Source organism: Komagataeibacter rhaeticus (assembly GCF_011611525.1).
Taxonomy (GTDB): Bacteria; Pseudomonadota; Alphaproteobacteria; order Acetobacterales; family Acetobacteraceae; genus Komagataeibacter; species Komagataeibacter rhaeticus.
Window position 1 is genome coordinate 3,253,410 of record NZ_CP050139.1, and the last position, 14,968, is coordinate 3,268,377.

At 57.6% G+C, this 14,968-nt stretch carries 10 protein-coding genes and 4 pseudogenes; 8 read left to right on the top strand and 6 right to left on the bottom strand.

Translation table 11 applies throughout. The features are described 5' to 3' along the window. The first annotated feature begins 96 nt into the window (after positions 1-96). A complete protein-coding gene (locus GWK63_RS14935) occupies positions 97-348 on the top strand; it encodes a MerR family transcriptional regulator (RefSeq protein ID WP_007398862.1) in 252 nt (83 codons plus the stop codon). Then, complete coding sequence (locus GWK63_RS14940; RefSeq protein WP_007398861.1) at positions 308-904, top strand: LysR substrate-binding domain-containing protein; 597 nt, start codon at positions 308-310, stop codon at positions 902-904. Before GWK63_RS14935 ends, GWK63_RS14940 begins: the two co-directional genes overlap by 41 nt. Here GWK63_RS14940 and GWK63_RS14945 read toward each other — a convergent pair. Then, positions 895-1,911, bottom strand: a complete 1,017-nt coding sequence (locus GWK63_RS14945) for a zinc-binding dehydrogenase (RefSeq protein ID WP_223846560.1) — start codon at positions 1,909-1,911, stop codon at positions 895-897. The genes GWK63_RS14940 and GWK63_RS14945 overlap by 10 nt on opposite strands. A gap of 94 nt (positions 1,912-2,005) precedes the next feature. Between GWK63_RS14945 and GWK63_RS14950 the strand changes: the two genes are divergently transcribed. Beyond that, positions 2,006-2,890 carry a LysR substrate-binding domain-containing protein gene (locus GWK63_RS14950; protein ID WP_007398858.1) on the top strand — a complete coding sequence of 295 codons (885 nt, stop codon included), beginning with the start codon at positions 2,006-2,008 and terminating at the stop codon, positions 2,888-2,890. A 306-nt stretch (positions 2,891-3,196) separates the two neighbouring features. Here GWK63_RS14950 and GWK63_RS14955 read toward each other — a convergent pair whose 3' ends face one another. Then, entirely contained in the window at positions 3,197-3,514 is a 318-nt protein-coding gene (locus GWK63_RS14955) for a hypothetical protein (protein WP_139064299.1), read from the bottom strand. Between the two features lie 66 nt (positions 3,515-3,580). After that, positions 3,581-4,441 carry a hypothetical protein gene (locus GWK63_RS14960; RefSeq protein WP_139064298.1) on the bottom strand — a complete coding sequence of 287 codons (861 nt, stop codon included), beginning with the start codon at positions 4,439-4,441 and terminating at the stop codon, positions 3,581-3,583. Between the two features lie 122 nt (positions 4,442-4,563). Between GWK63_RS14960 and GWK63_RS14965 the strand changes: the two are divergent. After that, positions 4,564-4,818, top strand: a pseudogene (locus GWK63_RS14965) (transposase); the annotation flags it as partial. 217 nt (positions 4,819-5,035) lie between these two features. Here the strand turns inward: GWK63_RS14965 and GWK63_RS17295 are convergent. Then, positions 5,036-5,275, bottom strand: a pseudogene (locus GWK63_RS17295) (hypothetical protein); the annotation flags it as partial. Between the two features lie 59 nt (positions 5,276-5,334). Here GWK63_RS17295 and GWK63_RS14975 point away from each other — a divergent pair. After that, positions 5,335-5,481 (top strand): annotated as a pseudogene (locus GWK63_RS14975) (IS630 family transposase); the annotation flags it as partial. 547 nt (positions 5,482-6,028) lie between these two features. Here the strand turns inward: GWK63_RS14975 and GWK63_RS14980 are convergent. After that, entirely contained in the window at positions 6,029-6,727 is a 699-nt protein-coding gene (locus GWK63_RS14980; protein WP_007400691.1) for a hypothetical protein, read from the bottom strand. Beyond that, positions 6,724-7,398: a ParA family protein gene (locus GWK63_RS14985; protein ID WP_223846561.1), complete on the bottom strand. Its 675-nt coding sequence runs from the start codon at positions 7,396-7,398 to the stop codon at positions 6,724-6,726. The genes GWK63_RS14980 and GWK63_RS14985 overlap by 4 nt, the downstream gene beginning before the upstream one ends. Before the next feature lie 549 nt (positions 7,399-7,947). Here GWK63_RS14985 and GWK63_RS14990 point away from each other — a divergent pair. The 3 genes and pseudogenes from GWK63_RS14990 (at position 7,948) to ssb (ending at position 14,486) form a co-directional block, all read left to right on the top strand. Continuing rightward, positions 7,948-13,047 carry a lactate dehydrogenase gene (locus GWK63_RS14990; RefSeq protein WP_007400689.1) on the top strand — a complete coding sequence of 1,700 codons (5,100 nt, stop codon included), beginning with the start codon at positions 7,948-7,950 and terminating at the stop codon, positions 13,045-13,047. A 177-nt stretch (positions 13,048-13,224) separates the two neighbouring features. Next, a pseudogene (locus GWK63_RS14995) lies at positions 13,225-13,455 on the top strand (ParB N-terminal domain-containing protein); the annotation flags it as partial. 560 nt (positions 13,456-14,015) lie between these two features. Further along, positions 14,016-14,486, top strand: a complete 471-nt coding sequence (gene ssb, locus GWK63_RS15000; protein WP_112210219.1) for a single-stranded DNA-binding protein — start codon at positions 14,016-14,018, stop codon at positions 14,484-14,486. Positions 14,487-14,968 lie beyond the last annotated feature (482 nt).

Genomic DNA, 14,968 nt, shown 5'->3' on the forward strand with positions numbered 1-14,968 from the left:
TATGTTTCAGTCGGTAAAGTCGCATGTGCATATTCTCCGTGCGGTGATGCGACAGGCACGCTAAGGTCTGACAGTGCTGTCAGGGTCAAGGAGAAAATGATGAAGATCGGCGAGCTGGCCCGTCGCACGGGTGTGAGTATCCGGATGCTGCGCTATTACGAGCAGGAAGGCCTGCTTGCGCCCGATCGGCAGGAATCCGGCTACCGGGACTATTCGGAAAGCGATGAGACCGCAGTCCGGCGCATCCAGATGCTCACCGAAGCGGGCCTGAAACTGGACGCGATCCGGCAGTTGCTGCCCTGTATGGGTGCAGCCAGTCCTCCTGAGACTGGCGCAGCAGCATCCTGAACTTGATCTCGATCTGTCTTTCACGGATCGCCATGTCGATCTCGTTGAAGAAGGTATCGATATGGCCGTCCGACTGGGGCATCCCGGCAACAGCGCCACGCTGAGCGGTCGCAGGCTGGTCACGCAGCAATCCGTTCTGTGTGCATCGCCTGACTATCTTGATCGCAGGGGAACCCCCGAGACCATTGACGATCTTGCCCGGCACGACTGCCTTCTGTTTGCCCGTAACGGCCAGTTGCTGCCCTGGCATCTGACGGATACCGGCACTGGCCTGACGCAGGCGGTTACACCCCGCCCCCGTCACATCATCAGTCATGGCGACGGTCTCCGCGACGCGGCGTTAGCGGGAAGCGGCCTTGCCTGGCTTGCAACATGGCTGGTTGCGACAGATCTGCAGGTCGGAAGGCTCAGGGCCATTCCCATTTCCAGCGCGCCGCAGGATATGGATATCCATGTCCTGTGGCCGAAATCCCGAACGCTCTCCCCCCGGATACGGGCAAGCGTGGATGCGCTGGTCAGAACATTTCAGCCGATCTCCCCGTGGGATCAGCCCTGATCACCGGAGATGTTCACCAGAATTTTCCCTTTTAGCTTCCCCTGCATGAAAGATGACAGGTTACGCGGCAGATCCTCAAAGGAGGTCACGGTCGTGGGCTGAAAATCCAGAGCGCCGATCCGGACGGCTTCCAGCAACTCCGTTCCCGCGCTGCGCCAGTCGCGCCAGTCTGTCGCTGTTCCGTAATCATGAATGGCGTTGAGTGCGACTTCATGAAGGGACACTGCTGTCGTGAACGCCGGAAGCGGTGCGGTTTCGATCCGGTCCTGGATACAGACCAGATGGCCATTATAACCAATCAGGTCAGCCAGCGTACGGGTATAACTCCCGCTGGTGGTATCGAACGCCGCAAACAGACGCCGTGGACCAAGTGCCGCAGCCAGTTTTGTGCGCCATGTGTCGTCACGGTAGTCGAAGGCGCCGCATATCCCCAGTCCCAGCAGATGGTCATGGTGAGCAGGCCCTGCCGTCACCCAGACGCGCCAGCCCCGTCTGACGGCCAGTTGCGCGAGAATAAGCGACACCGATCCTCCTGCGCCCGTCACAAGGACATCGCGATCCGGTAATGGGGGCACCTTCCCGATCGCCTGCCATGCCGTAAGGCCGGGACAGGGCACACTGACAGCCTGCGCATCACTCAGTCCATCCGGCACCGGCAGGACGCTTGCCGTCTTCAGCACGGTGCGCTGTGCGAAACTTCCATCCCTTCCCAGCCCTTGATGATAGGCCACACGCAGTCCGACAGGCAGTGTGACGTCAGTCCCGACCGCGACAATCCGCCCTACGCCATCCACGCCGGGAACATGACCGGACTTCCAGGCAGGGTGCCCATGCCGGATGATTTTCCAGTCCACGGGATTGAAAGCTGCCATGGTATTGGCGACGATGATCTCACCAGCGGCTACCGGTTCAACCTGTTTTTTCACACGCTGCAACCGGTCTGGCTCTCCGGGTCCGTTCCAGATCCAGGCATCGTAATGATCAGATCGTTTTTCTGTATCCATCATGATTTCCATCCTGTCTTTACCCTGTGACTGGAAACATGGCGCGCGCTCCCTTATCTGATAAGTCAGATACCACTGATATCAGAGTTCACATTCCATGATACCAGGCGCTCTGGATCTCGACCTGCTTCGTACCTATGTCATGGCCTGCCAACTGGGCAGTCTGAGCCGCACCGCTGAACAGGCCGGTCGTGCGCAGTCGGCGGTCAGCACCCAGATGCGCCGTCTGGAAGAGATGATCGGGCAACGACTGTTTCACAGGACCGGACGCGGCGTCATCCCGACAGCCGAAGGCGAGGTCCTCCTGGGTTACGCAAAGCGCATCCTCGCGCTGAGTGACGAAGCTGCCGGCAGGCTCGGCCACACAAACCAGCAGGGCGTGCTGCACATCGGCCTGGCCGAAGAAATCGCCGTCCGCGCGTTACCCGACGCGTTGGGGCGTTTTCACCGGGGCTTTCCCGATATCCAGCTTGATGTGACCGTCAATCATAGTCCTGCGATTGCTCAACTCTGGACCGATGCCGCCGTCGATCTTGCAATCACCACAACGGCGGCCGTGTCCGATGAGCCGCTCCAGACCTGGGCTGTCGAACTTCAGTGGGTCGTCGGCATCGATTTCATATTGCTCCCCGACAGTACGGTTCCGCTGATCACGTATGCCGAACCCTGTCTATGGCGGAAGCGCATGCTGGATGCGCTGACAGAACGGCAACAGAACTACCGCATCACTTTTACCAGCCAGAGCAGTGCCGCCATTCAGGCCGCCATCGAGAATAACCTTGGTGTTGCCCTTCTCGGGCCGGAATGTCTCCGACCTCCGTCGATGCGGTGTCTTTCTACTGCCGATGGCCTTCCCGCTCCGCTGGCTGTCCAGTACGGACTATATGCCCGTCACGAGCGGCACAGCACCTGTGCCGCCGCTGTCCGGACATTTATCGATACCCTCGTTCCGCTATGGAATTCGGAACCACGCACCATCTGATTACAGCCGCGGCCAAGGGTCCGGCGGACTGACGTTCTATCTCAGGGGATCAGTTTCTCCGCACGAAGCCGCGTGAAAAGATCAAAGAACGAGTCCGGCGTATACAGATAGACTGTACAAGCAGACAGACGGCAGTCGCCTTCATACCAAACACGTGACATAGCGGTTTGATTTCCACAGAGCGGACAGTCTGGAAATAAATTTCAAATGTCCATTAAACGATGGCTTTTTTTATACTCAACCCGCAACCGTGTTAGAATTTTTCTAACGAATAAATTACGTCATAGGTGAAACGCATTAAGCACCTCAATTCTCTTCGCACTGTGGTAATAATAATGCATTCTCCTCGGCCATAAGCAATAACATCGTGTCCGGTTCTGCTTGAGGCCCGTGTGCGAGCGATGAGATAGAAACAGAAGAGACCGCCTCAATATGCTGGGTCAATTCGGCTTCGGCTGCAGCGGCTTTCGTGTCATTCACTACTTCCGCTAAGTAATGGATATTTTCTACCATCATTGAGGAAATCGGTGGGATCTGACCTGTCTGCATAAGCTGAAAATCAGATGGACTTAGGCTGGACCATGATTTATTATTATTTTCAATTAAATAACCGCTATCGTTCAATATAAAATACTTAGTTTTGTCAAATCCAGTATAAAACTAAATATATCTCCTCTAATTAAATGAAGTTTATTTTTGTGGTGTTATTGAATTTTTTGGTTCACATTGAGTGCATTCGGTAACAGGGAGTTTTATAATTTCCATTGTCGGTGGAATTTGGGGCATCGCATGGTTGGATTGATACAGGCGGTCAAACGGAGAGATGCCATCGATTTCAAACATAGCCTGAAAAAGGCGGTCTGCTGAATTTTTATCAGGCAATGTCAGCTTGACGTCCACCGTCCATCTTTGAAGCAGTTGTGTCGCCTGAGAGGTTATATTCTCTGAACTTTTTTTAAGCACCGAAATTGCTTGGCTCGGGTTTCCAAGTAGAAAATACAATCTCGCTTTAATCGTCGAAAACAAAAATACTTGACGAAGAATATCAATATGCTTCGTGCTATCATCAGGTAAATTCTGCCATATAGTTTCGTAATGATTATCAACGGAATTCATATACATAAATAGGGTGCTCATTTGAGACAGTAATATCTCTTGTGCTTTCTGTTGAGTAAAATTTTCCACCACCCTTAAGATGTCGATTATCGCACTAAGTTTTGACTTGATATCACAAAGATTTCTCTTCTCTACCTGTTCGAGCCCTGACTCAATAACCTGCTCTACCTGTTTCAAACGCTCTTCAATACTCTTCTGCAAAAAATTCACTGCGTGCGCAACGGAGCCAACAATATGTCTCAAGTGATAATAGTTACCGATTGAGACATACAAAGCTTGTGCGAGATGCTGTATATCGTCGGTTAAAATAATATCCACATTACCAAAGGGTTTAACGTGCCTCGCTATAGCGCCATCTGGTCTTTTGATTACCGCACCGTTTAACGAAAGGCCTTTCGCCTCGTCTTCCGCCGAAGTGGTGGTATAGAGTCTCAATTTCGACGTTTGCATAGCAGATTACTCAAGCTTTCTGTTGTTATAGAAACGCAGGTTAGCAGCCAATTACGCACCTAGAGGGTGTTATGTACTTTCGTGCGCGATTGGTTCAGTAATGCTGAATGACGCAAGCCCGCAAGCCGTATCCCTCTGACGTATCAGACGAAGAATGGTCGTTGGTTGTCCCGTATCTGGTCCTGATGCGTGAAGACGCGGAACAGCGGCGCCATGACTTGCGCGACCTGTTCAACGGGTTGCGCTACGTGATCCGCTACGGGATTGCTTGGCGCGCGATGCCAAACGATCTGCCGCCGTGGTCGGCGGTTTATCAGCAATCTCGTCGTTGGATGGATGCCGGCTGCTTCGAGACGCTGGCCTGTGTAAATGCTGTTTCAAAATTCCCCACATGTGCTGTCGGAAAATTCCCCAGCACAGGCTGACGGCTCGGCCGGACAGCGTTCCCTGTTCTCTCCGACGCTCCAATGGCGGCGGCTCGGGGACCGGGGCCACCATGACAGGTATGAACGATGTCCCGCCTTTGGCCTGCGCTTTGGCCCGAGCCTCTCGCCGCCAGCGAAACACCAGACTGGGATGGATCCCATACTGTGCAGCCACCTCCCTTATGGGGCGTCGGCTCTCGTAGGACGCGATGACCACTCGCGCGCGAAATTCAGGGGCGTGCCAGCGGCGGCGATCCGAAACGATCTCGATCCGCGAGGCGTCCACCAGCCTGTCCAGCTCTTCTGTCTCTCTACCGCTCCTTTGGAGCCTCTGTGCGGTACTACCTGCGACACTCGCAGGTAGTACCGCGTCCCTATCTCTTAAATCGCTCATGCTTCATAGCTGAACCAGACCAGAAGTATTCAGCAAGGCGTCAGTCGCCGGGAGCTTACCTCGAAGCCGACATCACAACTTTTATCGATGCACATAACAAAAACCCACGGCCGTATCGGTGGGTCAAATCAGCCGACCAGATCCTCGCCTCGGTGAAGCGCTTTTGTCATAAGACAATGAGCCGAACTTCAGATTCAGGTGACTAGTACTAGGCACTCTCGCGTGTAGTCGTCCTCAACGGTCAGCACGCGGAAGCGACATCCGTTGTCCAGAGCGAATTAGGACCGTCGGGCACCGGCGTCGGCGAGTAGGTGCCCATTTCCTATTTCTGGCCACCACACTAATGGACCGACAACCCTTCCTTGCGATACAACCGGAACAGCTTCTTGTGGATCAGGATTACTCCTTCGCATTCCAGAAAGATGTGCCGACCCTGATAGGGAAACTGGCATCGTTGCTCACGCAAGGTGGCGCGGTAGGCCGCGCACCTCGGTATCGCATGGACGGTACGACGCATAGCGCCACGTCCTTGGGTCGACGGTGATGAGACTACGGGCCCGTCCCCGCCGTTGCGAGTAATCCCGTTTGGACACCGCCTTAGTCAGAGCACTACGCCGTAATGCCGGGCGTCTCACGAGTTTCCTACTTGCTGCTCCTCAAGCCCACCGTATTTCGATCGTCTTGTGTAGAGGGTCGCGTTGCCGATCCCGTAATAGATGCAGGTGTTGGCCTCCTAATGCTCTCTCGAAACTTTTACTCGTCACCGATAAGTTCATCGATTTCACGTAAGCGCTTTCGGATGGCAACAAGCTGTTCCAGCATTTGGCGCCTGGTGGATCTAAGGCGCCGCGCCTCTGTTACGAGCGCGGCAAAATCAACATGAGATGCAGGCCGCTTGATTGACTTTCGGAATGCTATGATTGCAGAACGAGACGCGCTGGGTCCGACTAGGCCCTTTTCGCGCGCCGCTTCAAGCTCCTCTGGTCCCAGCAAAGTCAGCTGATACGCTGCACTATATGAACCCGGTAGTAACGTCTCGCTAATTCGGCCACTATCCACCATGCTTGCGATCCGACGCAACTGGGAGGCCACCGGTTCGGAGAAAGGGAAAAAGCGTTCGAAACTGGCTTTAAGACGGTTTTTTTCTTCTCTCGAAAAAAGTGCATTTTCTAGCGTATTTAATGCTCGGCCGATTTCCAGAAAGGAACGCGCAGCCTTTTCCCACGCAGATGTTACGGCGCGCTGGGTATCAAGAATGATCCGGATGCGGCCCTCGTCCTTCGCAAGGTCCGTTCCGGAAAATACTGATGCAATTGTCTCCAAGGTTTCAGAAGATACGGTGGTGAGTTCATGTAGCTCGCTAGGACGCGCATCAGATGGCTGTATTTCGTCAGCATCAAGGCCCTGCAAGGCTCGCAGCGAGATGCCGCGCGTCGAATTGGCTTTGCTCACAGGTCCAACTCCTGTCGCAAGTATGACCAGAGTGCGCCAAACGCTTCCGCGTTTTTGGGCCGACTTAGATCCATGACGCCTAACCCTTTACCATTTGCGAGTGATATTTCCTCTGCTTGGGCGATTTCTACGGGACACACGGGTCCGACATTTAGCAATTTGGAGCGGATAGTCGCGTAGGAACGAGTTCGAATATTCGCCCGATTAATGATGAACGCTGCTTTCGCACCGCTCTGTTTCAAATGGCGCATCCACGGTATCACGCTGTCTAAATCGTCTTGGCTTTGCTGGCATGGAACCAGAACAAAATCAGAATCTTCACACAAGCCCAAGATTGCTGTCATGTTGATTTCGATCGAGGGCGGCGTGTCGATGACAATAAAATCGGCGGAGGATTGCCTCGCCATTTTCAGGGTAGACCGCCAGTCATCAAGGGACGCGCGATGTACAGGAATATGGGACACGGCCGGAATACTCGCACGGACGCGTTCCCTGCGTTCCGCCCATGTGGCTAGAGTTGCCTGTTTATCCATATCCAGTCCTAATACTTGTCTGCCAGATTGAGCAGCTAAAACAAGTATATTCCGGGATAACGACGATTTTCCAACACCACCCTTTGGCGATGATAGCATCACGATGGATTGTTTTGATGGAGAGGGATGTTTTGTCATTGGGACCTTATCGATGCAGGAGTTCCGCGGACCGCCACCGTATAGAAGGAGTTTTTACAGGACAGCTTTCTGAAGACAAGAGAAGAGTTCCAAATCTTTTACGCCGTAAAAATTTTACCGCGTAAAACGCTTTTGTCTGTTGATTTGGTGCGTTGCTTGCGCAGGACGTATCGTCCGGGGCCACAGTTAGATTACCTATGGTCGGGAGCGCCAGAGCTTTGAGCCGATTGTCCGTTGTTTGCCGAAGAGGAACGGCCAAAAAAAGGTCTAAATAAGACAAAACTGCACCAGATCGGCCAGCGCGCCGCAAGGGGTAGCTCCTCCCCGTGCTCGGCGTCTGCGTCGCCTGCGCGCGGGTCCGGTGCTGCCGCTACGCGGCACCCTTGCCCCGCACTGCCCGACCCGGTTGCAATGAGAGCTGAAGGAAAGAGTAATCAGGCGACACAACCTGGTTAGCACGCCCGTTCCTGACATCCCGAAAACCTGACCCGGAAACATCCCGGCCTGCAGAAGCAGCGCCGGGCGCCGGCGTTTGTACGGAGCACGGCCATGTCGTTTCAGCTCAACCTCTTCGGATCAACCGCTCTCGCAGATACCCAGAACGACCTTTTCTGGGGCGAACTTGAAGGCGAAGACGGCACATCCCCTGTCTCGCCCGTCACACCGGTCGCGATGGCACTTCCCAAGATCGACTTTCATATGGTGACCGACCGAGGCCTCGCTGACACCTGGAAACAGCGGGCCCGTGACAATGCGCTGGCTATCGCGCTGCTCAAGGAGATCGAAGAAGCAGATCGAAACGCTTCGTCACCCGAACAGATCATCCTGTCACGCTTCGTCGGATTTGGAGCAGGAGAACTGGCGAACAACCTGTTCCCATCCGGAAGCGATAGCCCCCGCCCAGGCTGGGAAGAGATTGGCGAGGCGATCCATGCCTCCACAACAGACGTTGAAAGGGCAGGGCTAAAGCGCGCGACACAATATGCGCATTTTACCCCTGAACTGATCGTGCATGCACTCTGGAACAAAGTGCTGCAGATGGGCTTCAGAGGCGGTTCCGTGCTTGAACCCGGCTGTGGGACCGGTCTCTTTATCGCGGCCCGACCGGAAAGGCTCGAGGGACGCATCGCCTTTACCGGCATCGAGAATGATCCGATTACAGCAAGGGTCGCACACAGGCTCTATCCGAACCAGTGGATCCGCAGCGAAGATTTCACGACAGCGAAGCTCGCAGACGGGTATGACCTTGCGATCGGTAATCCACCCTTTTCCAATCGCACCGTGCGTGGCCCGGAAGGCCTGGGGCGGCTTGGCCTGAGCCTGCATGATTTTTTCATCGCCCGATCCATCGAAGCACTCCGCCCCGGCGGCATTGCAGTCTTCGTGACGTCCCGCCATACGCTGGACAAGACCGACAGCACCGCGCGCCGGACCATCGCCGAGATGGCTGACCTCGTGGGGGCGGTCCGGCTTCCGGCCGGGGCGATGCGCGATGATGCCGGCACGGACGTGGTGGTGGACGTGCTGGTGTTCCGCAAGCGCATGATCGGCGACATGGTCGACGATGAGACCTGGCTGGAGACCGACCCCCTTGCGGATAGCGACCAGGGTAACGGTCCGCTCCTCGTCAATCGCTACTTCCTCGACCATCCGGAGCAGGTGCTCGGTCGCCACGGCTGGACCACCACCCGGTTCGGTCCCGACTACACGTGCAACGCGACTGACGGCTTCAGGCTCGATGTAATGTTGCCCGAGGCCCTGAGCCGGATCGGGCAGGACGTGCGCTTTCCGGAACCCTTGGACCAGCGCATTGTCCGGCCGGCAGGAGCCGGTGTGCTGGTCGGCACGGCTGCCGATGGCGCCCAGCTGAAAGAAGGCTCCTACTTCGTCACGAAAGGCGTCCTGCAGCAGATCTGCGACGGACAGGCCGCCACGGTCGCCATCAGGAAAGGGGATCAGAAGGACGGCCTCTTTCAGAAGCATGCCCGGGTCATTACCGCGCTGATACCCGTCCGGGATGCGGCACGCGCGGTTCTGCGGGCGCAGATGGAGAACCTGCCCTATGGACGCCTGCAGGGTGATCTGAAGCGTGCCTATTTCAGCTTTGTCCGACAGTTCGGGCCGATCAATCTGATGAACGTGACAGTCAGGATCGATCCGGAAACCGGGGCCGAAACCGAAACCCAGCGGCGACCGAACCTGACGCCATTTTATGATGATCCCGATGTCTGGCTGGTCTCGTCCATCGAGGAATACGACGAGGCGACACAGAAAGGCCGGATGGGACCGATTTTCTCGGAGCGGGTCATTCATGCGCCTGTCGAACCCGAGATCCATTCCGCCCATGACGCCCTGGCCGTCTGCCTGCATGAGACAGGCGGCGTGGAAATGCCGCGGATCGCGGAACTCATGGGACAGTCCGAAGCTGAGGTCGCGGCCGCACTGGGGGATGCGGTCTATCTCGATCCGGTACGGAGCGTGGACGGTCGCGATGTCTGGGTCACGGCCAATGAAATGCTCTCCGGCGCCGTGCGGACCAAGCTGGAAGGGGCACGCGATGCAGCCCGGATGGATGGACGCTACGCCCGGAACGTCACGGCGCTGGAAGCCGTCCAGCCAGCCGATCTGCGTCCGTCGGAGATCACCGCGCGCCTTGGCGCTCCGTGGTTGCCGGTCAGAGACATCATCGCCTTTACCGCCGAGGTGCTCGGGGTCGAAACGGTCATCTATCACGCGCCCGCGGTCGCCTGCTGGACCGTGGAGAAACGGGCATTCATGGGCAAGGCCGAGGCAACGTCAGTCTGGGGAACGGAACGGCGACATGCCGGCGAACTGCTGGAAGATGCCCTGACGCAGGCATCGCCAAAAATATGGGATGTCTGGCGTGATGGCGATGGCAATGAGCACCGCGAACTGAACACACAGGAAACGGAAGCCGCAAAGGAAAAACTGGCGGCGATCAGGCGTGCGTTCGAGACATGGGTCTGGCAGGATGGCGATCGGGCCGAGAGGCTGGTCAGGCTGTATAACGATACCTACAACAACCTCGTGGCACGCGCGTTTGATGGCTCCCATCTGCGCCTGCCCGGCGCAAGCACCACGATCAGCCTGCGGCCCCACCAGAAACGGGTCATCTGGCGGATCATCGCCGCGGGCGGCACGTATATCGCGCACGCGGTCGGCTCCGGAAAGACCTTCTCGATGGTTGCGGCCGTCATGGAGCAGAAGCGGCTTGGCCTGGTCAGCAAGGCGATGATCGCCGTCCCCGGTCACTGCCTCGCCCAGATGGCCCGCGAATTCCTCATGCTCTACCCGACCGCACGGATCCTCGTCGCCGACGAGACGAACTTCGTGAAGGCAAAGCGCCAGCGGTTCCTCGCCCGGGCCGCGACCGGAAACTGGGACGCGATCATCATCACGCATGACGCATTCAGGTTCATCCCGGTGGAGGGGGATTTCGAACGCCAGATGATCGAGGCGCAGATCGCGTCTTACGAGGACGTGCTGGAAAGCGTCGACGCGGCCGATCGCCTGTCGCGCAAGCGGGTCGAGAGCATGAAGGAGAAGATGCAGGCGAAGCTGGAAGGCCTTTCGGCTCGAAAGGACGATCTCGTGCATCTGGGCGAGATCGGCATCGACCAGATCCTCGTTGATGAAGCGCAGCAGTTCCGGAAGCTGAGTTTTGCAACCAACCAGTCCGACCTCAAGGGGGTCGATCCGTACGGCTCGCAGCGGGCCTGGGATCTCTTCGTGAAGACACGCTACCTGGCGGCAAAAAATCCGGAACGCCCGCTGATCATGGCGTCCGGCTCCCCGATCACCAATACGCTCGCCGAAATGTGGACGGTCAGCCGCTATATGGATCTTGAGGCGCTGCAGAAGCGCTACCTGCATGAATTCGATGCCTGGGCAGCCAATTTCGGCGAGACCCGTACCGAACTGGAACTGCAGCCAAGCGGGCTTTACAAGCCGGTCACGCGCTTCACCGAGTTCGTCAACGTCGCCGACCTCATGGCGATGTATCGCGACTTCGCGGATGTCGTGCAGCACGATGACCTGCGCCATTACGTGAATCTGCCAGCAATCCGGGGCGGACGTCGCGAGATTATTGTCGCGCCGACAAACGATAACTTCAGGGCCTACCAGAAGACGCTGGCGGCCCGCATCAACGCCATCGAAGCACGCCAGGGGCGTCCCCAGAAGGGCGATGACATCCTCCTGTCCGTCATCACGGATGCCCGTCATGCCGCGATCGACCTGCGCTTCGTCGCCCCTCTCGCCGCGAATGACGACACGTCGAAGCTGAACCTGATGATCGGGAACGTGTTCCGGATATGGCAGGAGACATCGGAAAGCCGTTACAGCGATCCTGAAACCGGGCGGCCGTACGACCTGCCGGGGGCGGTGCAGATGATCTTTTCGGATCTGGGCACAGAGAGCGCGATGGAGACACGCGGTTTTTCCGCCTACACGTGGATCCGCGATGAACTGATCCGCCTGGGCGTGCCGCGCGCGGAAATCGCGTTCATGCAGCACTACAGGAAGAGTGCGGCGAAGCAGAAGCTGTTCGGTGATCTCAATGCCGGCCGCAAGCGGATCCTGATCGGCTCGACGGCGACCATGGGCACCGGCGTCAACGCCCAGCAGCGCCTCAAGGCCCTGCACCATCTCGACGTGCCGTGGCTGGTCTCCGACATCATCCAGCGCGAGGGTCGCATCGAGCGGCAGGGCAACCAGCACGCGGAAATCGAACTCTACGCCTACGCCCAGCAGGGTTCCGTTGACGCGACCAACTGGCAGCTCCTCGAACGCAAGCAGCGCTTTATTGGCCTTGCGATGTCAGGTGACCGTTCCATCCGCCGGATTGAGGACATTGGCGGGGAAGGGGGAAACCAGTTCGCCATGGCCAAGGCGCTCGCCTCAGGCGATGCCCGGCTGATGCACAAAGCCGGGCTGGAGGCCGATCTTGCGCGGCTCGAGAGACTCGCGGCCGCCCATTATGACGACCAGTTCGCCGTAAAACGTGCCATCGACCGGGCCGAGCGTGAGATTGCGGGCGCGGAGCGCCAGATCCCGCTTATCGAGGCGGATATTGCCAGCCGTCAGCCCACGAAGGGGGATGCGTTCGTATTGCGTCGGGACAAGGGGGACGTCAGCGAGCGCGAGAAGGCCGGGTCATGGCTCCTGTCCCAGGTCCGCCTGGCCGCGAAGAACGGTGAGGCAGGGATCTGGAACCTCGGACGCATCGGTGGGTTCGCCGTCATGTGTGAAGCAGGGCAAGGCCGTCGTATGCGCGGCGAAAAGCGCGCGGTCGACGTGACGCTGTTTGTGGAAGCGCGCTCAGGCCGCATTGAAATCGCCGTCGAGGACGACACGAAGGGCCTTGGGCTGACCTCGCGGCTCGAACATGCGCTGCTTCGGATCGATGATGCGCTCCGTGACGCAATCCGGATGCGGGAGGAAGCGCAGCATCGCCTGCCATCCTACCGCGCCCGTCTGGGCCTGCCGTTCGCGGAACAGGCGATGCTTGATGAAAAGCGCGCTGAGCTGAAAGCGCTGGAAGACGATCTGGCGGCGACCGCGACCGATGAAGACCCGGCGCATGACGACACCGAGGACAGGGAGAAGGAAGAAGAGGTGGCAGCCTGAGAAGGGCTGCCATCTCCGGCCAGGCGCCGCAAGGGGTGGCGCCTCCCCGTGCTCGGCGTCTGCGCCGCCTGCGCGCGGGTCCGGTGCCGCCGCTGCGCGGCGCCCTTGCCCCGCCAGCCCGGTGCTGGCCGCCGGAGTGCATCAGGAAAGGCGTCCTGAGAACACGGAGTAAAAACCATGGAACTGCGCGAAGTCGATCCGAAAACCCTGCTCGATAACCCCGAAAACCCGCGGAAATCCGCGCCCAACGAGGCGGAAGAGCGCCAGCTGGCGCTGAACGTCAAGGCCGTCGGGATCATCCACCCGCCTCTGGTCCGCGAAACCCCGGGCGGCCTGATGATCGTTGCGGGGCATCGCCGCCGGCGTGCCGCGGTCAGGGCCGGCCTGAAAACCATTCAGGTGACGGTGGTGTTGATTTTCACTGAGAACTGACCCGGGTAGGGCGGAAATTTTCATCGAGATCTGGGTCAATTCCTGATGAAAAACCCGGGTCAGTTCTCAGTGAAAATCAACAGTCCCCTGTAACGTCGGGCCTGGATTGCCAGTTCGGGATGAAAGTCGGCCTTCAGGGTGATGCGGCCTTCCGACGCAGTAATCACGGCCATGATGAACTCCCAATGTAGCGACAGGGAAATTCTAGGATGATTATCATAATTGTACAAGAATAAATGACACGATTATGAGCGAAATAAGAAAATAAAGCAGAAATAAAAATACAGAGGGAAAAAGCATGACCTCGGCCCCTGCCGGGTTTCTGACCTGGTTTTTGCGGTCTGAAGCGGCCGTCGTCGGGCGCAACCCCCGGGCCTGCGGTCGGGACGGCACCGTGAAGCCGCATGCGCGGCTTCCGCACCACTGCCGTCCCGAGGGGTTGCGCCCGCCGCCTGAGGCCGCTTCCGCGCGACCGCACCAGGTCAGAGACCCGGCAGGAACCGGAGACGACCAGGAAGGAAAAAAGGAACAAGACCATGAGTCAGTCAGTCAATCGCGCCATCGTCATCGGTCACCTGGGCCGGGATCCGGAGCTTGCCGCACGTAGGGAAGGGGAGGGCAAAATCGCATCCTTCGGCGTGGCGACAAGTGAAACCTGGACCGATCGCGCGAGCGGCGAGCGCCGGGAAAAAACCCAGTGGCACCGTGTCGTCTCTTTCAACGATCACCTTTCGGCCGTGATCGAACGTCGGTGCCAGAAGGGAACGCTGGTCTATGTCGAAGGCCATCTCGAGACACGCAAATGGACCCATCAGCAGGGACAGGACCGTTATGTGACCGAGATCATCATTGATCGGTTTGATGGAAACCTGAAGGTGCTGGCCAATGGTCGAAGCACGGGCGATGGACGTTTTGATGAAGAGCGTCCCTCGCGGAGCGCTGCACAGCGCCCCGTTCCTGCCGCAACTTCCAACGCGCAGGAAGTGGATGACGAAATCCCGTTTTAGGCCGCGCGATGTTCCGGGTCGTCAATGACCCGGAGCATTGTGCCTGTTCAGGGAAAAGAAAGTGCGGTTTCTGCTGCGCCAGTTCCCGTCATGAATACTTGTGAGGCCTGTCCGACCTGATGGCATGGGCGATCGGGAAAGTCTATCGGCCGACACCGGAACGCCGGTCGTCCGTCCACATCGGGGATGAACTGTGTCTCTCCTGTTTCTCTATCGACCTTTATACGGGCTCGTGAACCTTATTTTTTTATCAGTCGCATGATGTGGGCGCAGGCCAGATACTCCACAGGGAGTATCTGGCGTCGTGAGTGCCCGCTCATCCATGGTCCCGGTAATGCGCGCGCAGTGGCGCGGGCACATGCCGTTTTCTGCCGCGCGTAAACTGCAGCCATTCGTGCATCCTGTATTCTTTTGCAGGTTACGCAGAATAAAAACCCTCAACGCGGAATATCAGGACGCAATATCTCGACGAACCATACAGA